Genomic DNA, 18,705 nt, shown 5'->3' on the forward strand with positions numbered 1-18,705 from the left:
TGTTTGTCCCTCAAGATCAGTCACCGGCGCATCAGCCAAACGGTTGAGATCATTGTCGGTGGGTGCGATTACACTCGCACATATGTTCGATAGTCTGGCGGCGGGGGAGTTGGTGAGTGCGCTTGCCGAGTCGTCGCGTGAGGAGTCGGTGTTGATCGGGCGTCGGATGGCGATGGTGGCTCAACTGTTGGCGCGGCGCACCTGGGAGGCCGAGGCGGAGGACCCGGATTGCGGGTACATGATCGTGACCGGGTTGCAGCGCACCAGCGCCGAGGTGGCGTCGGCGATGAACCTGCCGCCGGGCGCGGCGAGCACGCTGGTCGCCCATGCGCATGCGTTGGACAGCCGGTTCCCGAAGGTCATGGCCGTGCTGTGCGCGGGGGACACTGATTGGCGCACGGTGCAGATCGTCCTCACCCGCACCGGGTTGGTCGGTGATCTGTCGATTTTGGCCGCCCTGGACACCCGGTTGTCGGCGCAGGTGGCGCGGTGGTCGTCGTGGTCCCGTAAGCGGGTCATCAACGCCGTGGACGCCGCGGTACGCAATCTGGATCCCGATGCGATCCGGGAACGCGAAACCGCCGAGGACAAGCGGCGTTTCGATGTCATCCCGGCCGGAGACGGCACCGCGAAGGTCGACGGGGTCCTCGACGCCGAAGCCGCGGTCATCGTGGACGAGAAGATCGCCGCGCTGGCCGACGGGGTGTGCCCGCAGGATCCGCGCACCCTCGATCAGCGCCGCGCCGATGCGGTGGCGGCCATGGCCCAAGGGCTGAGGCTGGCCTGCCGGTGCCCGGCCTGCACCAGCGCCGGCGCACCCACGCCGGCGGTGGACGAGGGACGTGGCGTCCAGGTGGTGGTCAACGTGATCGCCGAGCGGTCCACCGTGCTCGGTGTCGGCGACAAACCCGGTTATCTGGCCGGGTTCGGGGTCGTCGATGCCGAGGTGGTGCGGCGGATGGCCGAGCGGGCCACGCTGCGGGTGCTGAGCCCGCCGAGCGTCACGCCCGAACAGATGAAGCGCTATCAGCCGACGGCGGCGGTGGAACGGTTTGTGCGGATGCGGGATCTGACCTGCCGCTTCCCTGGATGTGACCGGCCCGCGCAGCGCTGCGATCTGGACCATACGATCCCGTTCAACCACCTCGACCCGTCGGCGGGTGGGTACACCACAGCGAGTAATCTGAAATGTCTGTGCCGGCACCATCATCGGCTCAAAACTTTCCACGACGGCTGGCGGGATCTGCAACTTCCTGACGGCACCATCGTGTGGACCTCACCGACCGGGCGGGTGTATTGCACCGCGCCCGGTGGGGTGGAGTTGTTCCCGCGCCTGGGGTCACCGGCGTGTGTGGAGCCCACACCGCGGCGGCGCAACCCGTCGCGCGAGCGTGCCGACCGCATCGCGCGCCGACGGGAGAACAACCGCACGCTGCGTCCGGTCAACGCCGCGCGCCGCCGGCTCCACGCCGCCCGCACACATGAGATCGCCACCCGCCAAGACCGCAACCGCCGACGCCGCACCGCACTGCTAATGACCCGACACCGCAGAACCACCAACCCCTACACGCGCTGGCTCAACGAACCCCACCAACCCGAAACCCTCCCACCCCACTGGCGACCACCCCACCAACCCGACACCCCACCCTTCTGAAGTGCTCAGTCCGCGCGGCGGGTCAGGACGACCGGTCCATCCTCAGTGATCGCAATGGTGTGCTCGCTGTGCGCGGTGCGCGAACCGTCGGCCGATCGGATGGTCCACCCGTCGGGGTCGTACACGATCTTGTCGGTGCCGCAGGCGAGCCACGGTTCCAGCGCGAGCGTCAGTCCGGGCTGCAGCTTCAGGCCGCGCCCGGCGCGCCCCTGGTTCGAGACGTGCGGGTCCTCGTGCATCGTGCGGCCGAGTCCGTGCCCCCCGAACTGGGTGTTGACCGGATAGCCGTAGTCCGCGGCGACACTGCCGATCGCCGCGGAGATGTCACCGAGGCGACCGCCGGGACGCGCGGCCTCGATGCCGGCGGCCAGCGCGCGCTCGGTCGCCTCGATCAACCGCTGGTCCTCGGCCCGTGGTGTGCCGACGATCAGGCTGCGCGCCGAATCGGCCACCCATCCGTCGATCGACACCGCGATGTCCATACTCAGCAGATCCCCGTCCCGCAACACGTAGTCGTGGGGGAGGCCGTGCAGCACCGCGTCGTTGACCGACAGGCAGATCACGTTGCGGAACGGGCCACGGCCGAACGACGGCGCATAGTCCCAGTAGCAGGACACCGCGCCGCGGTCCTCGATCAACTGCCGGGCGCGGTGTTCGAGATCGAGCAGGTTCACCCCCACCCGGGCACGCGACTGCAGATCGTCGAGCAATTCGGCGATGAAGGCGCCAGTGGTGCGCATCGCCTCGATCTCCCGTGGCGTCTTCAGTTCCAACACGTGCTCACCCTCCGCAACTCGCCGACAATCCGGTATAGAAATACCAGACTAGAGCAGAGATCGGTATTTTCATACCGATCATGACGTATCCTCGTCGTATGGTGCGATCCCCTCTGACGCCGCAGCAGATCGCGGCCGGTAAGCGACTCGGCGCTTTCCTGCGCGAGGCGCGCGGCGACCGTAAACCCGCCGAGGTGGCTCAGGCCGCGTCGATCTCACCGGAGACCCTGCGCAAGATCGAGACCGGACGCCTGGCCACCCCGGCCTTCACGACGGTTGCGGCCCTGGCGGCCGTGCTGGAGATCCCGCTCGACGAGCTTGCCCGAATCTGCGTGCCCGAACTGAACCTCCAGCGAACCGGCTAGCCGGCAGCAGTGCGGTAACGCCGCTCAGGACGGCCCACCCCGTACTGCAGTCGCAGTTCCAACGCGCCGGTGCTGAGGTAGTGCTCGAGGTATCGGCGCGCGCTGACCCGCGAAATGCCCACCAGCGCAGCGCATTCCGCAGCCGACACCTCGCCGGCCTTGTGCACCGCGTCGAGGACCAGGCGGCCCGTCTCGATCCCGAGCCCCTTGGGCAGCACCTCGCCGCCGCTCGCGCGGCCGAACAGTGAGTCGATCAGCGACTGATCGGCGCCACGGGCCGACTCCAGGGCATCGGCACGGGCCGAGAATGCCTCGAGCTTCGCGCGCAACTGCGCGAACTCGAACGGTTTGATCAGGTAGTCCGCTGCGCCGCCGTCGAGCGCGGCACGTACGGTGTCCAGCTCGCGCGCCGCGGTGATCATGATGACGCCGACGCTGTTACCCGCCGCTCGCAACCGGTGCAACACCTCCAGCCCCGTCATATCCGGCAGGTACACATCGAGCAGGATGAGGTCCGGCGCCAGTTTCGTTGCCACACTCAGGGCTTCGTTACCCGTCCGCGCGACTCCGACAGCCCGGAAGCCGTCCACCCGCTCGACGAACCGGCGGTGGATGTCGGCGACCATGAAGTCGTCGTCGACCACCAGCACTTCACGCATGGGCGGCCACCCGGCTGCGCGGCAGGCGCACCGCGAACACCGCCCCGCCGTCGGGCCGGTCGGTGACCTCCACGACGCCGCCGTGTTGCGCGGTGACCAGCCGGACCAGCGCCAGCCCGATGCCGCGACCACCCGGCGCATCCGGCTTCGACGTCACCCCGCGGGCGAAGATCGCCTCGCGAAGATGTTCGGGCACACCGGGTCCCGAATCGGCCACCGTGATCGACAACTCGTCGGCATCGTCGATCAGCACGGTCACCCCGGCCGCGCCGGAGCCCACCGACACGTCCACCGCGTTGTCGATCAGGTTGCCCAACACGGTGATCACGTCGGTCGCCAGCGCCGGCTCCAGCGCACCGAGGTGCGAATCCGGATCCAGCTCCAATCTCACGCCGCTCTCCGCGGCCAGCGTGGTTTTCGCGATCAACAGCGCCGCCACCGCCGGATCGGCAATCCGCCGGGTCACCGCATCGCTGATCTCCGCGCGCCGCCGGGTCAGCTCACCGATGAGGTCCCGCACGGCGTCGTACTCGCCGAGCTGCACCAGCCCCGAGATCGTGTGCAACTGGTTGGCGAACTCGTGGGTCTGGGCCCGCAGGGTGTCGGTCACGCTCTTGTGCGAGGACAACTGTGCCTGCAGGGCGGCCAATTCGGTGCTGTCACGCATCGTGGTCACCGTACCGATCCACTGCCCGCCGCTCGATGCGGTGCGCCGGTTGAGCGCCAGCACCCGGGCGCGCGTGGTGATCACGACGTCGCGGCCGTCCTCCCCGGACAGCAGGAAGTCGACCACCGCCGGATCCAGCCCGACCGCATCCGCCCGCCGGCCCACCGCCGCGCCCGAGAGGTCGAGCAACTCCTGGGCGCTGTCGTTGAGCAGCGTGATCACGCCGTCGGTGTTCACGGCCACCACACCCTCACGGATGCTGTGCAGCAACGCTTCCCGGTGATCGGCCAGCCCGGCGATCTCGGCCACCTCCAGGCCGCGGGTGTGCCGCTTGATCCGCCGCGACAGCAGCCACGAGGCCAACAGGCCCAGTGCCGCGGCCAGTCCGAGGTACAGCAGCAGACGTTCGCCCGCCCCGCTGAGCAACTGCCACACCGACGGATACGGCTCGCTGACCGACGCGATCGCCAGCACCTCACCCCGGGTCGACAGCACCGGCACCTGCCCGATCAGGCTGTGCACGCCGTCGATGTCGTCGTCGCCGAACCAGGCACGGCCCTCGTCGGCGCGGGTGACGTCCAGGTCGAGACGGTTGCCCACCCGCGACGGATCAGAGGACGCCAGCACCCGCCCCGTCGGGTCGACCAGTTCCGCCAAACCCGCCCCGGACAGTGCGACGGCCCGGTCGACTTCCGGGGCCAGCACCCGCGACGCGAACGGATCGGCGAAGCGGTCCCGCACGATCGGCGTCGAGGCGACGTTCTCCGCCGCGGCGATCATCCGCTGCCCGCGCACGTCCCGGAACTCCCGGGTGGACTGCGCCACCGACACCGCCGCCACCGCCAGCAGCACCACCGCCACCACGAGCATCTGGAACACCAGGAACTGCCCGGCCAGGCTGCGGCGGCCGAAGGCGCGCACCGTACCGAACCATCGTGAACTCAACGACCAAAACGTCCTTTGCTTCCGAATCAGTGACTCACGTCACTTTGTGGGTCCAGTATGACGACCGTGATACGAAACCTGCGGGCGCTGGCCGTCGTGGTGCTCGCCGCAATAATGCTGACCGCCTGCGGGGTGACCCGCGGCGACGAGTCCGAAGGCCTGCACCGGCTGCGGATGATGGTGCCCAACAGTCCCGGTGGCGGTTACGACCTCACCGCCCGCACCGCGGTGAAGATCATGGAGGACAACGACATCACCGGGCGCGTCGAGGTCTTCAACGTGATCGGCGCCGGTGGCACGGTCGCGATGGCCCGGCTGATGAACGAGCGCGGCAACGACGACCTCATGATGACGATGGGGCTCGGCGTGGTCGGAGCCACCTACACCAACGGCTCCAACATCAAGGCCTCCGACGCCACCGCGCTGGCCAAGCTCATCGAGGATCCCGGGGCCATCTTCGTCCCCGCTGACTCGCCGTTCCAGACCGTGCAGGACTTCGTCACGGCGTGGAAGGCCGATCCCGCGAAGGTGACGATCGGCGGCGGATCCTCCCCGGGCGGGCCCGACCACCTGTTCCCCATGGAACTGGCCGAGAGCGTCGGCGTGGACCCCAAGGCCGTCAACTTCGTCACCTACGACGGCGGCGGCGACCTGCTGACCGCGCTGCTCGGCAAGAAGATCACCGCGGGCACCTCGAGCCCCGGCGAGCTGATCGACCAGATCGCCGCCGGCCAACTGCGGGTGCTGGCGGTCTCCAGCGAGGAGCGCGTCGAAGGCGTCGACGCACCCACCCTCAAGGAGTCCGGCATCGACCTCACGTTCGCGAACTGGCGCGGGGTCCTCGCCCCACCGGGCATCTCCGATGACGCCAAACAGGCGATGATCCGCGCGCTCGAGGAACTGCACGGCACCGAGGAGTGGAAGGAGGCGCTGGTCAAAAACGGCTGGACCGACGCCTTCGTCACCGGAGCGGCGTTCGAACAGTTCCTCGTCGACCAGGACAACCGGGTCTCCTCGACCCTGACCGAGCTGGGGTTGGTATGACCACGAACGACCACGTCGACAAGGCCAAGCGCGTCGACCGGGCGCAGTACCTGATCTGCGCCGTACTGGCCGTGGTCGGCGTCTTCCTCATCGTCGATGCACTACGGCTGACCGCGGGCTTCGCCAAAGTGGATCCGGTGGGGCCCAGGGCCTTTCCGATCGCCATCGGGGCCGTGCTCATCCTGCTGGCCGTCATCCTGGCCGTGGCGATCCCCCGGGGTTCGGTGGGGGAGGCCGACGCGGGCGAGGACGTCGACCCGGAGGCCCCGAGCGATTGGCGCACCGTCGGATTGCTCGTCGGGCTGTTCGTCGCCGTCATCGTGCTCGTCAAACCGCTCGGCTGGGTGATCACCGGCACCCTGCTGTTCGCCGGGGCGGTGAGTGTCCTGGGCAACCGCCACTGGGTGCGCAACATCGCGATCGGGCTGGCGCTGTCGCTGGTGAGCTTCTACGCCTTCTACTCCGGGCTCGGAATCCCGCTGCCCGCAGGCATTTTGGACGGGATCCTGTAGATGAACAACCTGGACTGGCTCCTTCAGGGCTTCGCGGAGGCCGCGACGCCGATGAACCTGCTCTACGCGGTCATCGGTGTGCTGCTCGGCACCGCGGTCGGTGTGCTGCCGGGTATCGGACCGGCGATGACGGTCGCGTTGCTGCTTCCGGTCACCTACAACGTCAGCCCGAGCGCGGCGTTCATCATGTTCGCCGGCATCTTCTACGGCGGGATGTACGGCGGGTCGACCACCTCGATCCTGCTGAACACCCCCGGCGAATCGTCGTCGGTGATCACCGCGATCGAGGGCAACAAGATGGCCAAGGCCGGGCGGGCCGCCCAGGCGCTGGCCACCGCCGCCATCGGGTCGTTCGTCGCGGGCGCGATCGGCACCGCCCTGCTCGCCGCGTTCGCCCCGCCGATCTCCCGGTTCGCCGTCACTCTCGGCGCGCCGTCCTACCTGGCGATCATGGTGTTCGCGCTGGTCGCGGTCACCGCGGTGCTCGGCGCATCCAAGCTGCGCGGGGCGATCTCGCTGTTCCTCGGACTGGCCATCGGCGTCGTCGGCATCGACTTCCTCACCGGGCAGCCGCGTGCCACCTTCGGGCTGCCGCAGCTCTCCGACGGCATCGACATCGTCGTGATCGCGGTCGCGATCTTCGCCCTCGGCGAGGCGCTGTGGGTGGCTGCACACCTGCGGCGGCGCCCCGCGGAGGTGATCCCCGTCGGACGGCCGTGGATGGGCCGCGACGACTTCCGTCGGTCGTGGAAGCCGTGGCTGCGCGGCACCGCGTACGGTTTCCCGTTCGGCGCCCTGCCCGCCGGCGGGGCGGAACTGCCGACCTTCCTGTCCTACATCACCGAGAAACGACTCTCGAAGCACAGCGAGGAGTTCGGTAAGGGCGCCATCGAGGGCGTGGCCGGGCCGGAGGCCGCCAACAACGCGTCGGCGGCAGGCACGCTGGTGCCGATGCTGTCGCTGGGCCTGCCCACCAACGCGACCGCGGCGGTCATGCTGACCGCGTTCGTGTCCTACGGGATCCAGCCCGGCCCAACGCTCTTCGAGAAGGAGCCGTTGCTGATCTGGACGCTGATCGCCAGCCTGTTCATCGGCAACCTGCTGCTCCTGTTGCTCAACCTGCCGTTGGCGCCACTGTGGGCCAAGCTGCTGCGCACCCCCCGGCCGTACCTGTACGCGGGCATCCTGTTCTTCGCCACCCTGGGTGCGCTCGCGGTCAACGTGCAGCCGCTCGACCTGGCGTTGCTGCTGGTGTTCGGGTTGCTCGGGCTGATGATGCGCAGATTCGGGTTGCCGGTGCTGCCGCTGATCATCGGTGTCATCCTCGGACCCCGCATCGAACGGCAACTGCGGCAGAGCCTGCAGCTGGGCGGCGGCGACTGGACCAGCCTGTTCACCGAACCGGTGGCGATCGTCGTGTATGTGCTGATGGTGCTGCTGCTGCTCGCGCCGCTCGTGCTCAAGCTCCTGCACCGCGACGAGGAGACGTTGCTGATCGTGGAAGACGATGTGGACCAGCAGGAGAAGGCGGCACGGACATGACGGCCGACAAGCGCTCGCGCGAGGAGCAGACATGATCGTGGTGGGGTACACGGCGGACCGTTTCGGTGAGGTGGCGGTCGAACACGGGATCGCCGAGGCCAAGCGGCGTGACACCGGTCTGCTGGTGATCAACTCGACCGCGGGGGACTCCTACGTGGACGCGGGGTTCGCGCAGGCCGGCGATGTCCGGGGACTCGAGGCACTGCTCACTGACTGCGGGGTGCCGTTCGAGGTGGAGCAGCCCGTCGGCGTCTACGCCGCGGACGCGCTGATCACCGCGATGGAGCGCGACGACGCCGAACTGCTGGTGATCGGCCTGCGCCACCGCAGCCCGGTGGGGAAACTGTTGCTGGGCAGCGTGTCTCAGCGGGTCCTGCTGGAATGCCCCAAGCCGGTGCTGGCCGTCAAACCCCACGAGGGGTGACGGCTCACCACTGAGCCTGGACGTTCTCTCCGATCTGGGCGGCGATCTTCACCGCCGAGTCCGCCGGGGCGGCGCTGCACGTGTTGACGTCGATGATGATGTTGTTGCGCAACGCGAGAGCGCGACCGCAGCCCCAGCCCGGTGCGCGCGCCTCCTGCATCATCGCGGTAGTGCTCAGAATGTGGTCCTCGTTGACGGTCTGCCCGACGTCGTACACGTATCCGCTCTGCGTGTGGGTGAACTGGCGGCAGGCCGGCCACTGGTTGACCGACATGTCGAAGAAGGCGGCGGCCTTCTCCTGGTAGGGGAACAGCACCACCGCCTGTTTGAGGTAGTGGGTGAAGTCGTCACCGTTGTTCATGCTCACACCGCGCTCGGCCCAGTACTCGCTGCCCGCGTAGACGGGGGCCTCCGCGGCCGCGTCGATGGCGAGGCACTCCGGCGGTGACACCAGGGCGCTGTTGTCGGGCATCGCCGCCTCGGTTCCGACGACGGCCATCCCGGTGGTCCCCATCGTGGCGTTCACCTCCTCGGGTTCGAGGAGCAGTCCGGGCAACTCACGCTCGACGAGCGGGCGGGGGATCATCGTGCGGGTGGTCGTGGTCGACGACGCGCTGACCGTCTGCGTGCATCCGGTGACGAGAAGGCAGGCGGCTGCGACAACGACCCGGGCTCGTGATTGACGCATAAGAGAATGGTGCGCCAGCATTCGCGCCGCCACGGCGAAATCGGCGGCGTTTCCTGATCACGATGAGTCAAGTTCCGGGTAACGATTGAGCCGCGGACCTCACCGGCTGATGCGGATCGCCCCGTTCACCGTGGTCACCGGGTAACTGCGCCGTCGATCTCGCGACCGATGACGGAAGTCGAGCGTGATGTCCTTGCACCGGCAGGGCAAAGCAGCAGCGACGAGCGGAACTGCCCCTCGGTCGCGGGCTCCCGCCCGTCGTGCCAGGGGTCGCGGTAGGCGTCGACGGACTTCTGCATGCGGGCGTCGAGGTCGGCGGCGATGCCCTCGCTGTCCTCCATCACGATCTCGCGGATCTTCTCGATGCCGATGCGCGGTACGAACGCATACGTGCGTTCCAGCCAGTTGGCGTTCTCCCGGTAGTACTGCAGGAAGCGCCCCGTCAGCGTCATCACCTCGTCGGGGGAGTCCACGGTGGCCAGCAGGTCGCCCTTGCGAATGTGCGCCCCCGCGGCGCCGCCCACGTAGATCTCCCAGCGGCCGCCGTCGATCGCGACCACTCCGAGGTCCTTGCACAGCGATTCGGCGCAGTTGCGCGGACATCCGGTGACGGCCAGCTTCATCTTCGCCGGGCTCGCCAGCCCCTTGTACCGCTCCTCGATCGCGATACCCAGCGCGGTCGAGTCGCCGACGCCGAAGCGACAGAAGTCGCTGCCCACACAGGTTTTCACGGTGCGGAAGCTCTTCCCGTAGGCGTATCCCGACGGCATGTCGAGATCCGCCCACACCGCGGGCAGGTCCTCCTTGCGCACCCCGAGCAGGTCGATGCGCTGACCGCCGGTGAGCTTGATCATCGGGATCGCGTACTTGTCCGCGACATCGGCGATGCGGCGCAGCTGCCAGGAGTTCGTGACGCCGCCCTTCATCTGCGGCACCACCGAGAACGTCCCGTCGCGCTGGATGTTGGCGTGCACCCGGTCGTTGATGAACCGCGCGTCGCGTTCGTCGACGAACTCGTCGGCCCACATCATCTCCAGCAGTGAGGCCAGCGCCATCTTCGAGCCCGCATCCTCCTTGCCGTCGGGGGCCAGCGCGGCGAACACCGACGACACCGAGTGCAGCCGCAGCTCGCGGATGTGCCGCATCAGCGTCGGCTTGTCGTAGGGAATGCCGGGCACGTACCAGGACGCCGACGGATCCTCGGTGACCGCGCCGTCGGCGGCCCATTCGACGACCTGTCCGACGAGTTCCTTACACGATCCGCATCCCTTGCCCGCCTTGGTCTTCGCCATCACCCCGGCGACCGAGGTCTCCCCGTCGCGCACGCACCCCACGAGTGTGCGCTTGGAGACCCCGTTGCAGTTGCAGACCTGAGCGTCGTCGGCCAGCTCGGCGACCCCCACCTCGACGTCGGGCGTGCCGATGTCGAACATCAGGGACACCCGCTCCTCGGGCAGCGGCAGGCCGGTGTCGAATGCCTGGGTCAGGAACGACACCTTGCTGACATCGCCGAGAAGCGTTGCGCCGACCAGCTTTCCATCCCGGATGACGATGGTCTTGTAGACACCGTGCCTCGGCTCGGAGTACTGGACGAATTCGTCGTCGGGCAGTTCGGGCGCCTTGAGCCCCATGGATGCCACGTCCACCCCGGCGACCTTGAGTTTCGTCGCGGTGCGCGACCCGTGATAGGCGGCGCCGGGGTCGGTTCCGGTGAGGTGGTCGGCCAGCACGCCGGCCTGCTCCCACAGCGGTGCCACCAGACCGTAGACCTGGCCGCGGTGCTGGGCGCATTCGCCGACGACGTAGATGTGGTCGTCGTCGACCGAGCGCATGTGGTCGTCGACGACGATGGCGCGTTCCACGGTCAGGCCGGCCCGCTGCGCCAGGCCGACGTTCGGGCGGATGCCCGCGGCGATGACCAGCATGTCGCAGTCGATCACGCTGCCGTCGGAGAACACGATGCCGCGCAGCGTGCCGTCGGGGCCGGTGCGCACCTCGGTGGTGCGTTTGGCCATGTGCACGGCGATGCCGAGGCGTTCGACCGACCGGCGCAGGATCGCGCCCGCGGTGTCGTCGAGCTGGGCGTTCATCAACACCGGCCCGGCGTGCACCACCTCGACCGCCAGGCCCCGGTTCTGTAGTCCGCGCGCGGCTTCCAGACCCAGCAGGCCGCCGCCGATCACCACCGCCTTCGTCCGGTGCTCGGCCTCGGCGATCATGCCCAAGCAGTCGTCGAGCGTGCGGAACCCGAACACGCCGTCGGCGAGGGTCTTGTCGTCGGCCCACAGCCCGGTCATCGGCGGGAAGAACGAGCGGCTGCCGGTGGCCACGATCAGGTCGTCGTAGCGCACGACGCTGCCGTCGTCGGCATGCACCAGGCGGGCGTAGCGGTCGATCTTGACCACGCGAATCCCGGCACGCAGGTCGATGCCGTTGTCGGTGTACCAGTCGAGCGGGTTGAGGTAGATCTCGTCGGTGCCGTCACTGCCGGCGAGCACATTCGACAGCAGGATGCGGTTGTAGTTGCCGTATGGTTCGTCACCGAAGACGGTGATGTGGAACTTCTCGCCGCCACCGCGGGCGAGGATCTCCTCGATGGCCCGCACACCGGCCATCCCGTTGCCGATGACGACGAGTCTGCGGCGCGCCATCAGATCTCCACCAGCCCGAGGTCGACGATCAAGGTGCCCGCGCAACCCGTCGGCGCGGCAACGGACAGTTCGAGCACCGTGTCACCGAGCAGGTCCTCGACCACGCGCAACGCCACATGGGTGGCACCCTTGGCGGCGATCGGGAAGTACCGCATTGGTTTTCCGTCGCGGAACAGGACGACCGTGACCATCTCGTCGCTGGAGTTGCCGCCGCGGAAGTACACCGGCTGGGCGATCGCCCCGGCGGGCACCACGTAGCGCAGGGCCGCGTCGATCGGCATCGGCTTGTCCAGCCCGTTGCCTTCGAACTCGAAAACGCCCTGCAGGAATCGGGGAGTGCTGCCGTCGCTCATGCCTTCGAGAAGCTAGGGCGCCGATGTTTCGCCGCCGTTTCGGCGACGAGTCCGCCGTGAGTCCCGTTCCTCACCGTCGGCTCACCGCGCGTCGACGCCCGCGGTGAGGACCAGTTTTCGTGCCGATAACGTCCAGGGAAACCAACCGGAACAGGCCGAGCCCACGATGGCCCCATGGCGGTGACCAGGACTGCGTGCTCGTACTGCGGTGTCGGTTGCGGTATCGAGGTGCACACGGACTCACCCGACGGCGCAGACGGCGCGCGCCCCGTGATCGCCCGGGTGTCCGGGGACAAGCTGCACCCCACCAATTCCGGCCGGCTCTGCACGAAGGGTGCCACCCACGCGGAGATGATGCGCGCCGACGACGGCAGGCTGAAGTCGGCGGTGCTGCGGCCGGGCCGCAACGACGAGGCGGTCCCGGTCCCGGTCGACGACGCGATCGCCGAGGCAGGCAGGCGGTTACGCGGGATCATCGAGGAACACGGCCCGGACGCCGTCGCGCTGTACGTCTCCGGCCAGATGTCACTCGAATCCCAGTATCTGGCAACCAAACTGGCCAAGGGGTTCCTGCGTACCAAGTATCTCGAATCCAATTCGCGGCTGTGCATGGCCAGCGCGGGCACCGGTTACAAGCAGTCGCTGGGTTCCGACGGCCCGCCCGGGTCCTACGCCGACTTCGACCTGACCAACCTGTTCTTCGTCATCGGGTCCAACATGGCCGACTGCCACCCCATCCTGTTCCTGCGGATGGCGGACCGGCTCAAGGCCGGCGCCAAGCTCATCGTCGTCGATCCGCGCCGCACCGCCACCGCCGACAAGGCGGACCTCTACCTGCAGATCAAGCCCGGCACCGACCTGGCGCTGCTCAACGGACTGCTGCACCTGCTCGTCGGGCGCGGCGACATCGACGACGAGTTCATCGCCGAACACACCGAGGGCTGGGACCAGATGCCGGCGTTCCTGGCCGACTACCCGCCGGCGAGGGTCGCCGAGATCACCGGCATCAGTGAATCCGACATCCGCCTGGCCGCCGCCATGATCGCCGAGGCGGGGGACTGGATGACGTGCTGGGCGGTGGGCATGAACCAGAGCACCCACGGCACCGCGAACACCACCGCGATCTGCAACCTGCACCTGGCCACCGGGGCGATCTGCCGGCCGGGCAGCGGACCGATGTCGCTGACCGGCCAGCCCAACGCGATGGGTGGGCGCGAAATGGGATACATGGGGCCGGGTCTGCCCGGGCAGCGGTCGGTCGTCTCCGCCGACGACCGGGCGTTCGCCGAACAGCGGTGGGGTCTGGCGCCCGGCACCATCCGCACCGAGTTCGGCCCGGGTGCGGTCGACATGTTCGAGCGGCTGGCCGCGGGAGAGATCAAGGCGTGCTGGATCATCTGCACCAACCCGGTGGCCACCATGCCCAACCGCAAGACCACGATCGCCGGCCTGGAAGCCGCCGAACTCGTCATCACCCAGGACACCTATCGCGACACCGCCACCAACCGCTACGCCGACATCGTGCTGCCCGCCACGCTGTGGGCCGAATCCGATGCGGTGATGGTCAATTCCGACCGCACCATCACGCTGCTGCAGCAATCCATCCCGCCCGCCGGACAGGCCCGCCCCGACTGGGAGCTGATCTGTGCGATCGCTGCCGAACTCGGCTTCGGCGAGCACTTCAGCTACCGCAGCAGCGCGGAGATCTTCGAGGAGATCCGCGGATTCACCAATCTGCGGACCGGATGGGACCTTCGCGGCGCCAGCTACGAGCGGCTCCGCCGGACACCCCTGCAGTGGCCCGTGCCGCCGGACGACCTTCCCGGTGGGACCGACGACCGTCACCCGATCCGCTACCTCAACGACGGCGTCAGCCAGCACCTGTATGTCGACGACGACGGGCACCAGCCGCGGCTGGCGTTCGCGACGCCGTCGCGGCGGGCGGCGTTCATACCGCGGCCGCACGTCGACGCCGACGAACTGCCCGACGCCGACTACCCGATCGTGCTGAACACCGGTCGGCTGCAACACCAGTGGCACACCATGACCAAGACCGGGCGGGTCGACAAGCTCAACAAACTCAACGGCGGGCCGTTCGTCGAGGTGCACCCCGTCGACGCCGTGGCCCTCGAACTCACCGAAGGGCAACCGGTCGAGCTCACGTCGCGGCGCGGGCGGGCCGTGCTGCCCGCGGTGATCACCGACCGGGTACGGCCGGGGAACTGCTTCGTGCCGTTCCACTGGAACGACGAGCACGGCGAATACCTGACCGTCAACGCGCTGACCAACGACGCCGTCGACCCCGAGTCGCTGCAACCCGAGTTCAAGGTGTGCGCGGTCAGCCTGCGGCCGGTGCACGCCGTCGACAAGCCGGTGTCGTCACACCGCATCTCGACGCCGGAACCGGTAGGAGCCTCCGACGGGCCGCTGGTGCTGTGGGCGTCGCAGACCGGCACGGCCGAGGAGTTCGCCACCGATGTGGCCGCCCGGCTGCCCGGGGCGCAGCTGGTCCCCATGGACGACCTGCCGTTACCGCGGCTGGCCGAGACTCGCGACGTCGTGGTCATCACCAGTACGTTCGGGGACGGCGGCCCGCCCGACAACGGCGCGGAGTTCTTCGACCGGCTGCAGAGCCCGGATGCGCCGAAGCTGGACCGGGTCCGCTTCGCCGTCCTGGGTATCGGTGACCGTTCCTACCGCGACTTCTGCGGGCACGCCAGATCGCTCGACGGGCGGTTGGCCTCGCTGGGCGCCACGCGACTGCACGAGCGGGTCGACTGCGAGGCCTACGACCGGGACCGGATGCAGCACTGGGCGAAACAGGTGGGCCGCCTGCTGAATCCGGACGGGGTCGAATCGCCCGGGAGTGGTGTCGCCACCATGACCCGGACCACCACGGTCACCGAACCGTTCACCCGCGCCCGACCGCTGCCCGCGCCCCTGTCGCGCAACACGCTGCTCACCCCCGCGAACTCGCGAAAAGAAGTGCGCCACTTCGGCTTCGACATCTCCGAGTACGACGTCACCTACGCCGCGGGCGACTCTCTCGGGGTCTACGCCACCAACAGTGAGACGGCCGTCGACGCCTGGCTCTCCGCCACCGGTCTCGACGGCGCGCAGACCGTCGACGTCGACGGCGCCGAACGCACCCTGCGAGAGGCGTTGACGGTGAGCTACGACTTCTGTCGCGTCACCCCCGACCTGATGCGTTTCGTGGCCGAGCAGTGTCCTGACCGGGCGGCGGCCAAGGCGCTGCGCGCGGCGCGCGACGACCTCGACGCCTGGCTGGTCGACCGTAACGGGCTCGACGTGGTGCGGGAGTTCACCGTCCGCGCCGAACCGCAGCAGTGGCAGGAGGTATTGGTGCGGCTCACGCCGCGACAGTTCTCCATCTGCAGCAGCCCGCTGGTGAGCCCGCGCGAGGTGCAGTTGACGGTGTCGGTGGTGCGCTACCGCGGCAGGGACGGCGGTGCGCGCGGGGGAGTGGCGAGCACGTTCCTTGCCGACCGGGCCACCGCACCGGCGCCGGTGTTCCTGCAACGCTCACCACACTTCCGCCCACCCCGGGATGCGCAGGCTCCGATGATCATGGTCGGTCCCGGTACCGGTATCGCACCGTTCCGCGCGTTCCTGCAGGAACGCCGCGCGCTCGGCCACACCGGTGACAACTGGCTGTTCTTCGGCGACCGACACCGTGACGAGAACTTCTACTACCGGGCCGATCTCGAGGACATGGTCGCCGACGGCTTCCTACGGCTGGACCTCGCATTCTCCCGCGATCAGCCGAAGCCGGTGTACGTGCAGCACAGGATGATCGAACACGGCACCGAACTGTGGCGCTGGTTGGAGCGCGGTGCACATCTCTACGTCTGCGGTGACGCCGGCCGGATGGCCAAGGACGTCGATGCCGCGCTCACCGCGATCATCAGAAAGCACGGCGGCATGTCGGAATCCCGGGCGCGGGAGTACAAGAAGGGCCTCATCGCCGGGAAGCGATACCTGCGCGACGTGTACTGAGGCCCGTCGGCCGATCGAGAAGTGACGGGCTCTGTCATCTGATTGCGGGTCCACATCGCTGACACGACGGGGCGATCGCTCGTCGCCGGAGGCAGTCATTTGCCACCCCGAAAGTTTGCCGACCACTTGCATCCGCACGGACTGCGGGTGCGTGCTTTCAGTGCGTAGGACAGTTTGCGGATTTGACGCGTGCAACTATTTGCTATCTCAAACGCCGACGCGTGATTCGGGTCTGAGGTGGGCATTGACGGGATTTCGTGGCGCTTAGCTCGGTCGGATCCGGCCATTCGGGACCCCATTCGAGTTTCCCAAAACGACCGGAACGTAACCTTACCGAGCAGTAATTTCCCCTCTTGACCGAACATCTTCGACGAAGAAGGGGTTTGCAATGCACGCAGCTGCACGTTCGTACCTGACCACCGGTGTGGCGCTCGTCGGGGCCGGCGCCATCGCGATCAGCCCCGTCGCACCACCGATCCCGACCGCGGACACCGCGTCGCCGGTTGTCGCGACGTCGGACCTGCAGCTGTCCGCCCTGGCCAACCCGTTCGTCGTCTACGGCCAGGTCGTGGAGAACACGCTGGAGAACCTCGGGCTCCTCGGCGAACGGGTCATCGCCGACCCCGCGCCGATTCTCGCCCAGATACTGCGGAACCAGTGGGACAGCGCGCAGACGCTGGGCGCGGCGCTGGACCGCGCGGGCCAGAGCCTCGTTACTTCGTTCTCACCCGACAATCCGTTCGGGGTGCCCGCGCTGCTACGGGCGGCCGGCGAAGACCTGGCGGCGGGCGATCTGGCAGGCACGATCAACACCCTGTGGCAGGTCGTCATCACGCCGCTGCTCGGCCCGGCCATCGAACTCATCCCCGCCATCACCTCGGTGATCCGGCAGCCGGTGCAGAACATGCTCGATGTCATCGACCAGACGCAACTGCCGATCACCCTGTTCGCGATCGGCGTGCTGAGCCCGGTCTACGCCGGTTTCGTGAAAGCCGGGGGCGCGTTCGTCCAGGACCTCTTCGACGCGGCGCGCACCGGGGACCTCGAAGGGATCGTCAACGCCTTCATCACCGGACCCGCGGCGGTCATCAACGGGTTCCTCAACGGCGACGACGTCGACGCGGGCTTTCTCAGCCCCGGGTTGGGCACCATCAGCGGGCTGCTCAACATCCGTGATGCCATCGCGCAGGCGCTCGGCCGCCCGGCGCCGACGGCCCGGGTCGCGGCGATCGATTCGACGACGACCGACGCGGCGCGGACGGTGTCGCTGAGCGTGGAGTCGCCGGAAGCGGGTGAGGGAGGCGCACCGGCGTCCGAACCCACACCGGAACCGGCAGTGGCCGAGGACGATCCGACGGAGGCCGAGGACACCGCCGAGGACCAGGCCCCGGAACAGGAGCCGGCCGAGGAGCCGGTCGACGAGGTGACCGGGGACGACGAACCGCTCGACGACACCACCGACGAGGTGACCGACGAGGAGGTGACCGATGACGAGGTGACCGACGACGACGAGGCGGGCGCCACGCCGGAAGACGGGGGTGAGGACGACCCGGACGCCACCGCGCCCGCCGACTCTGACGCTTCCGCGTCACCGTCCGATGGCAAGTCGGCGCCGGAGAGTGACACCACCGCATAGGACTCCGGAGAACGCAGCAGGCCCCCGGCTTCGCTTCGAAGCTGGGGGCCTGTCGTCGTGTCAACCGGTGTCCGAGGGGGGACTTGTCCGTCTACGACACGGGTCGTGGTCTGGCGATTGGGGCGCTGACCGCTTCGGTCAAGCACCGGTCCACGTTTTTCGCTCAATCGCAACCCTGAGGAGCTCGCCCATCGGGCGGCCAGCCGTCGGTACCGGACTCAAGCGGAATATTCAGAGATCGAAGCAGGATCGAAAAGAGCCGCCAATTGGCGATTGCTCCGACAAGTTCGACCAAAACGGCGTGATCGCTATTGAATGCCTTCTGGCACCCAGCCCAGTTTTCCTCGGAGATGACCCCGTCGCGTACCACATCATCGGTCGCTGCGAGGACCGCACGCTCGACTGGCCCGAGGCTTTCGGAATTCTGCCAGTCGCGCACCGCCAGGAGATCATGCTCAGGCACGCCGAGCAGTGTGGCGATTCGCCAATGTTGAGTCCATTCGTATTCGGAGCCAGTAATCCAGCCGATGCGCATGATGACCAGCTCGCGTAGCCGCGCGTCAAGGGAACCGCGGAAGAGTAACGCGTCTAGCAGCCCATACAGCGCAACCGCCACACGCGGCTGATGAAGTGCCACGCGGAATACCGACAGGTCTGCCAACTCTTCGGGCAACCCACATTCGGCAGCTCGCAGCTGGGCCTGCTCACGGTCGAGCATCGGTACGCGTTCCGCCATGGTCACGGGTGGCCCTCTCTGTTGAACCTCTGCCCA

The 18,705-nt window shown here is 68.1% G+C and carries 15 protein-coding genes; 8 read left to right on the forward strand and 7 right to left on the reverse strand.

The window, feature by feature from the left end; genetic code table 11:
• Nucleotides 1-82 precede the first annotated feature (82 nt).
• Entirely contained in the window at nt 83-1,654 is a 1,572-nt protein-coding gene (locus G6N30_RS05145) for an HNH endonuclease signature motif containing protein (RefSeq protein ID WP_163687412.1), read from the forward strand.
• Nucleotides 1,655-1,659: 5 nt separating this feature from the next.
• On the opposite strand, the gene map is transcribed toward G6N30_RS05145, so the two are convergent.
• Nucleotides 1,660-2,430, reverse strand: a complete 771-nt coding sequence (map, locus tag G6N30_RS05150; RefSeq protein ID WP_134060353.1) for a type I methionyl aminopeptidase — start codon at nt 2,428-2,430, stop codon at nt 1,660-1,662.
• A 98-nt stretch (nt 2,431-2,528) separates the two neighbouring features.
• Between map and G6N30_RS05155 the strand changes: the two genes are divergently transcribed.
• On the forward strand, nt 2,529-2,795 hold the full coding sequence (locus G6N30_RS05155; RefSeq protein WP_134060354.1) for a helix-turn-helix domain-containing protein: 267 nt from the start codon (nt 2,529-2,531) through the stop codon (nt 2,793-2,795).
• On the opposite strand, the gene G6N30_RS05160 is transcribed toward G6N30_RS05155, so the two are convergent.
• Entirely contained in the window at nt 2,792-3,454 is a 663-nt protein-coding gene (locus tag G6N30_RS05160; protein ID WP_134060355.1) for a response regulator, read from the reverse strand. The two genes, G6N30_RS05155 and G6N30_RS05160, sit on opposite strands and share 4 nt — an antisense overlap.
• On the reverse strand, nt 3,447-5,066 hold the full coding sequence (locus tag G6N30_RS05165; RefSeq protein WP_134060356.1) for a sensor histidine kinase: 1,620 nt from the start codon (nt 5,064-5,066) through the stop codon (nt 3,447-3,449). Before G6N30_RS05165 ends, G6N30_RS05160 begins: the two co-directional genes overlap by 8 nt.
• A gap of 57 nt (nt 5,067-5,123) precedes the next feature.
• Between G6N30_RS05165 and G6N30_RS05170 the strand changes: the two genes are divergently transcribed.
• Genes G6N30_RS05170 through G6N30_RS05185 form a run of 4 tightly spaced genes read left to right on the forward strand, consistent with a single transcriptional unit; the run spans nt 5,124 to nt 8,588 of the window.
• Nucleotides 5,124-6,110 (forward strand): Bug family tripartite tricarboxylate transporter substrate binding protein, encoded by a 987-nt coding sequence (locus tag G6N30_RS05170; protein WP_134060357.1) that lies wholly within the window; start codon nt 5,124-5,126, stop codon nt 6,108-6,110.
• Nucleotides 6,107-6,622 (forward strand): tripartite tricarboxylate transporter TctB family protein, encoded by a 516-nt coding sequence (locus tag G6N30_RS05175; protein WP_134060358.1) that lies wholly within the window; start codon nt 6,107-6,109, stop codon nt 6,620-6,622. The genes G6N30_RS05170 and G6N30_RS05175 overlap by 4 nt, the downstream gene beginning before the upstream one ends.
• Nucleotides 6,623-8,164, forward strand: coding sequence for a tripartite tricarboxylate transporter permease (locus tag G6N30_RS05180; RefSeq protein WP_134060359.1), 1,542 nt, complete (start codon nt 6,623-6,625; stop codon nt 8,162-8,164).
• 31 nt (nt 8,165-8,195) lie between these two features.
• On the forward strand, nt 8,196-8,588 hold the full coding sequence (locus G6N30_RS05185) for a universal stress protein (protein WP_134060360.1): 393 nt from the start codon (nt 8,196-8,198) through the stop codon (nt 8,586-8,588).
• 4 nt (nt 8,589-8,592) lie between these two features.
• Here G6N30_RS05185 and G6N30_RS05190 read toward each other — a convergent pair whose 3' ends face one another.
• The 3 genes from G6N30_RS05190 to G6N30_RS05200 form a co-directional block, all read right to left on the reverse strand.
• A complete protein-coding gene (locus G6N30_RS05190) occupies nt 8,593-9,276 on the reverse strand; it encodes a sensor domain-containing protein (protein ID WP_134060361.1) in 684 nt (227 codons plus the stop codon).
• A gap of 134 nt (nt 9,277-9,410) precedes the next feature.
• Entirely contained in the window at nt 9,411-11,927 is a 2,517-nt protein-coding gene (gene nirB, locus G6N30_RS05195) for a nitrite reductase large subunit NirB (RefSeq protein WP_244964985.1), read from the reverse strand.
• Nucleotides 11,927-12,280 carry a molybdopterin oxidoreductase gene (locus G6N30_RS05200; protein ID WP_134060364.1) on the reverse strand — a complete coding sequence of 118 codons (354 nt, stop codon included), beginning with the start codon at nt 12,278-12,280 and terminating at the stop codon, nt 11,927-11,929. Before G6N30_RS05200 ends, nirB begins: the two co-directional genes overlap by 1 nt.
• 174 nt (nt 12,281-12,454) lie before the next feature.
• Between G6N30_RS05200 and G6N30_RS05205 the strand changes: the two genes are divergently transcribed.
• The gene (locus G6N30_RS05205; protein ID WP_134060365.1) at nt 12,455-16,297 is read left to right on the forward strand and encodes a bifunctional nitrate reductase/sulfite reductase flavoprotein subunit alpha; all 3,843 of its coding nucleotides are present in this window, start codon (nt 12,455-12,457) and stop codon (nt 16,295-16,297) included.
• Nucleotides 16,298-16,685: 388 nt separating this feature from the next.
• The gene (locus tag G6N30_RS05210; RefSeq protein WP_234880340.1) at nt 16,686-17,933 is read left to right on the forward strand and encodes an ICP22 family protein; all 1,248 of its coding nucleotides are present in this window, start codon (nt 16,686-16,688) and stop codon (nt 17,931-17,933) included.
• Nucleotides 17,934-18,096: 163 nt separating this feature from the next.
• On the opposite strand, the gene G6N30_RS05215 is transcribed toward G6N30_RS05210, so the two are convergent.
• The gene (locus tag G6N30_RS05215; protein ID WP_014382408.1) at nt 18,097-18,675 is read right to left on the reverse strand and encodes a carboxymuconolactone decarboxylase family protein; all 579 of its coding nucleotides are present in this window, start codon (nt 18,673-18,675) and stop codon (nt 18,097-18,099) included.
• Nucleotides 18,676-18,705 lie beyond the last annotated feature (30 nt).

Source organism: Mycolicibacterium litorale (assembly GCF_010731695.1).
Classification (GTDB): Bacteria; Actinomycetota; Actinomycetes; order Mycobacteriales; family Mycobacteriaceae; genus Mycobacterium; species Mycobacterium litorale.

Excerpts from the sequence above, each read along its gene's own strand:
- G6N30_RS05145 (WP_163687412.1), top strand. The coding sequence starts at position 83 with ATGTTCGATAGTCTGGCGGCGGGGGAGTTGGTGAGTGCGCTTGCCGAG.
- G6N30_RS05155 (WP_134060354.1), top strand. The coding sequence starts at position 2,529 with ATGGTGCGATCCCCTCTGACGCCGCAGCAGATCGCGGCCGGTAAGCGA.
- G6N30_RS05160 (WP_134060355.1), bottom strand. The coding sequence starts at position 3,454 with ATGCGTGAAGTGCTGGTGGTCGACGACGACTTCATGGTCGCCGACATC.
- G6N30_RS05170 (WP_134060357.1), top strand. The coding sequence starts at position 5,124 with ATGACGACCGTGATACGAAACCTGCGGGCGCTGGCCGTCGTGGTGCTC.
- G6N30_RS05175 (WP_134060358.1), top strand. The coding sequence starts at position 6,107 with ATGACCACGAACGACCACGTCGACAAGGCCAAGCGCGTCGACCGGGCG.
- G6N30_RS05180 (WP_134060359.1), top strand. The coding sequence starts at position 6,623 with ATGAACAACCTGGACTGGCTCCTTCAGGGCTTCGCGGAGGCCGCGACG.
- G6N30_RS05185 (WP_134060360.1), top strand. The coding sequence starts at position 8,196 with ATGATCGTGGTGGGGTACACGGCGGACCGTTTCGGTGAGGTGGCGGTC.
- G6N30_RS05190 (WP_134060361.1), bottom strand. The coding sequence starts at position 9,276 with ATGCGTCAATCACGAGCCCGGGTCGTTGTCGCAGCCGCCTGCCTTCTC.
- nirB (WP_244964985.1), bottom strand. The coding sequence starts at position 11,927 with ATGGCGCGCCGCAGACTCGTCGTCATCGGCAACGGGATGGCCGGTGTG.
- G6N30_RS05200 (WP_134060364.1), bottom strand. The coding sequence starts at position 12,280 with ATGAGCGACGGCAGCACTCCCCGATTCCTGCAGGGCGTTTTCGAGTTC.
- G6N30_RS05205 (WP_134060365.1), top strand. The coding sequence starts at position 12,455 with ATGGCGGTGACCAGGACTGCGTGCTCGTACTGCGGTGTCGGTTGCGGT.
- G6N30_RS05210 (WP_234880340.1), top strand. The coding sequence starts at position 16,686 with ATGCACGCAGCTGCACGTTCGTACCTGACCACCGGTGTGGCGCTCGTC.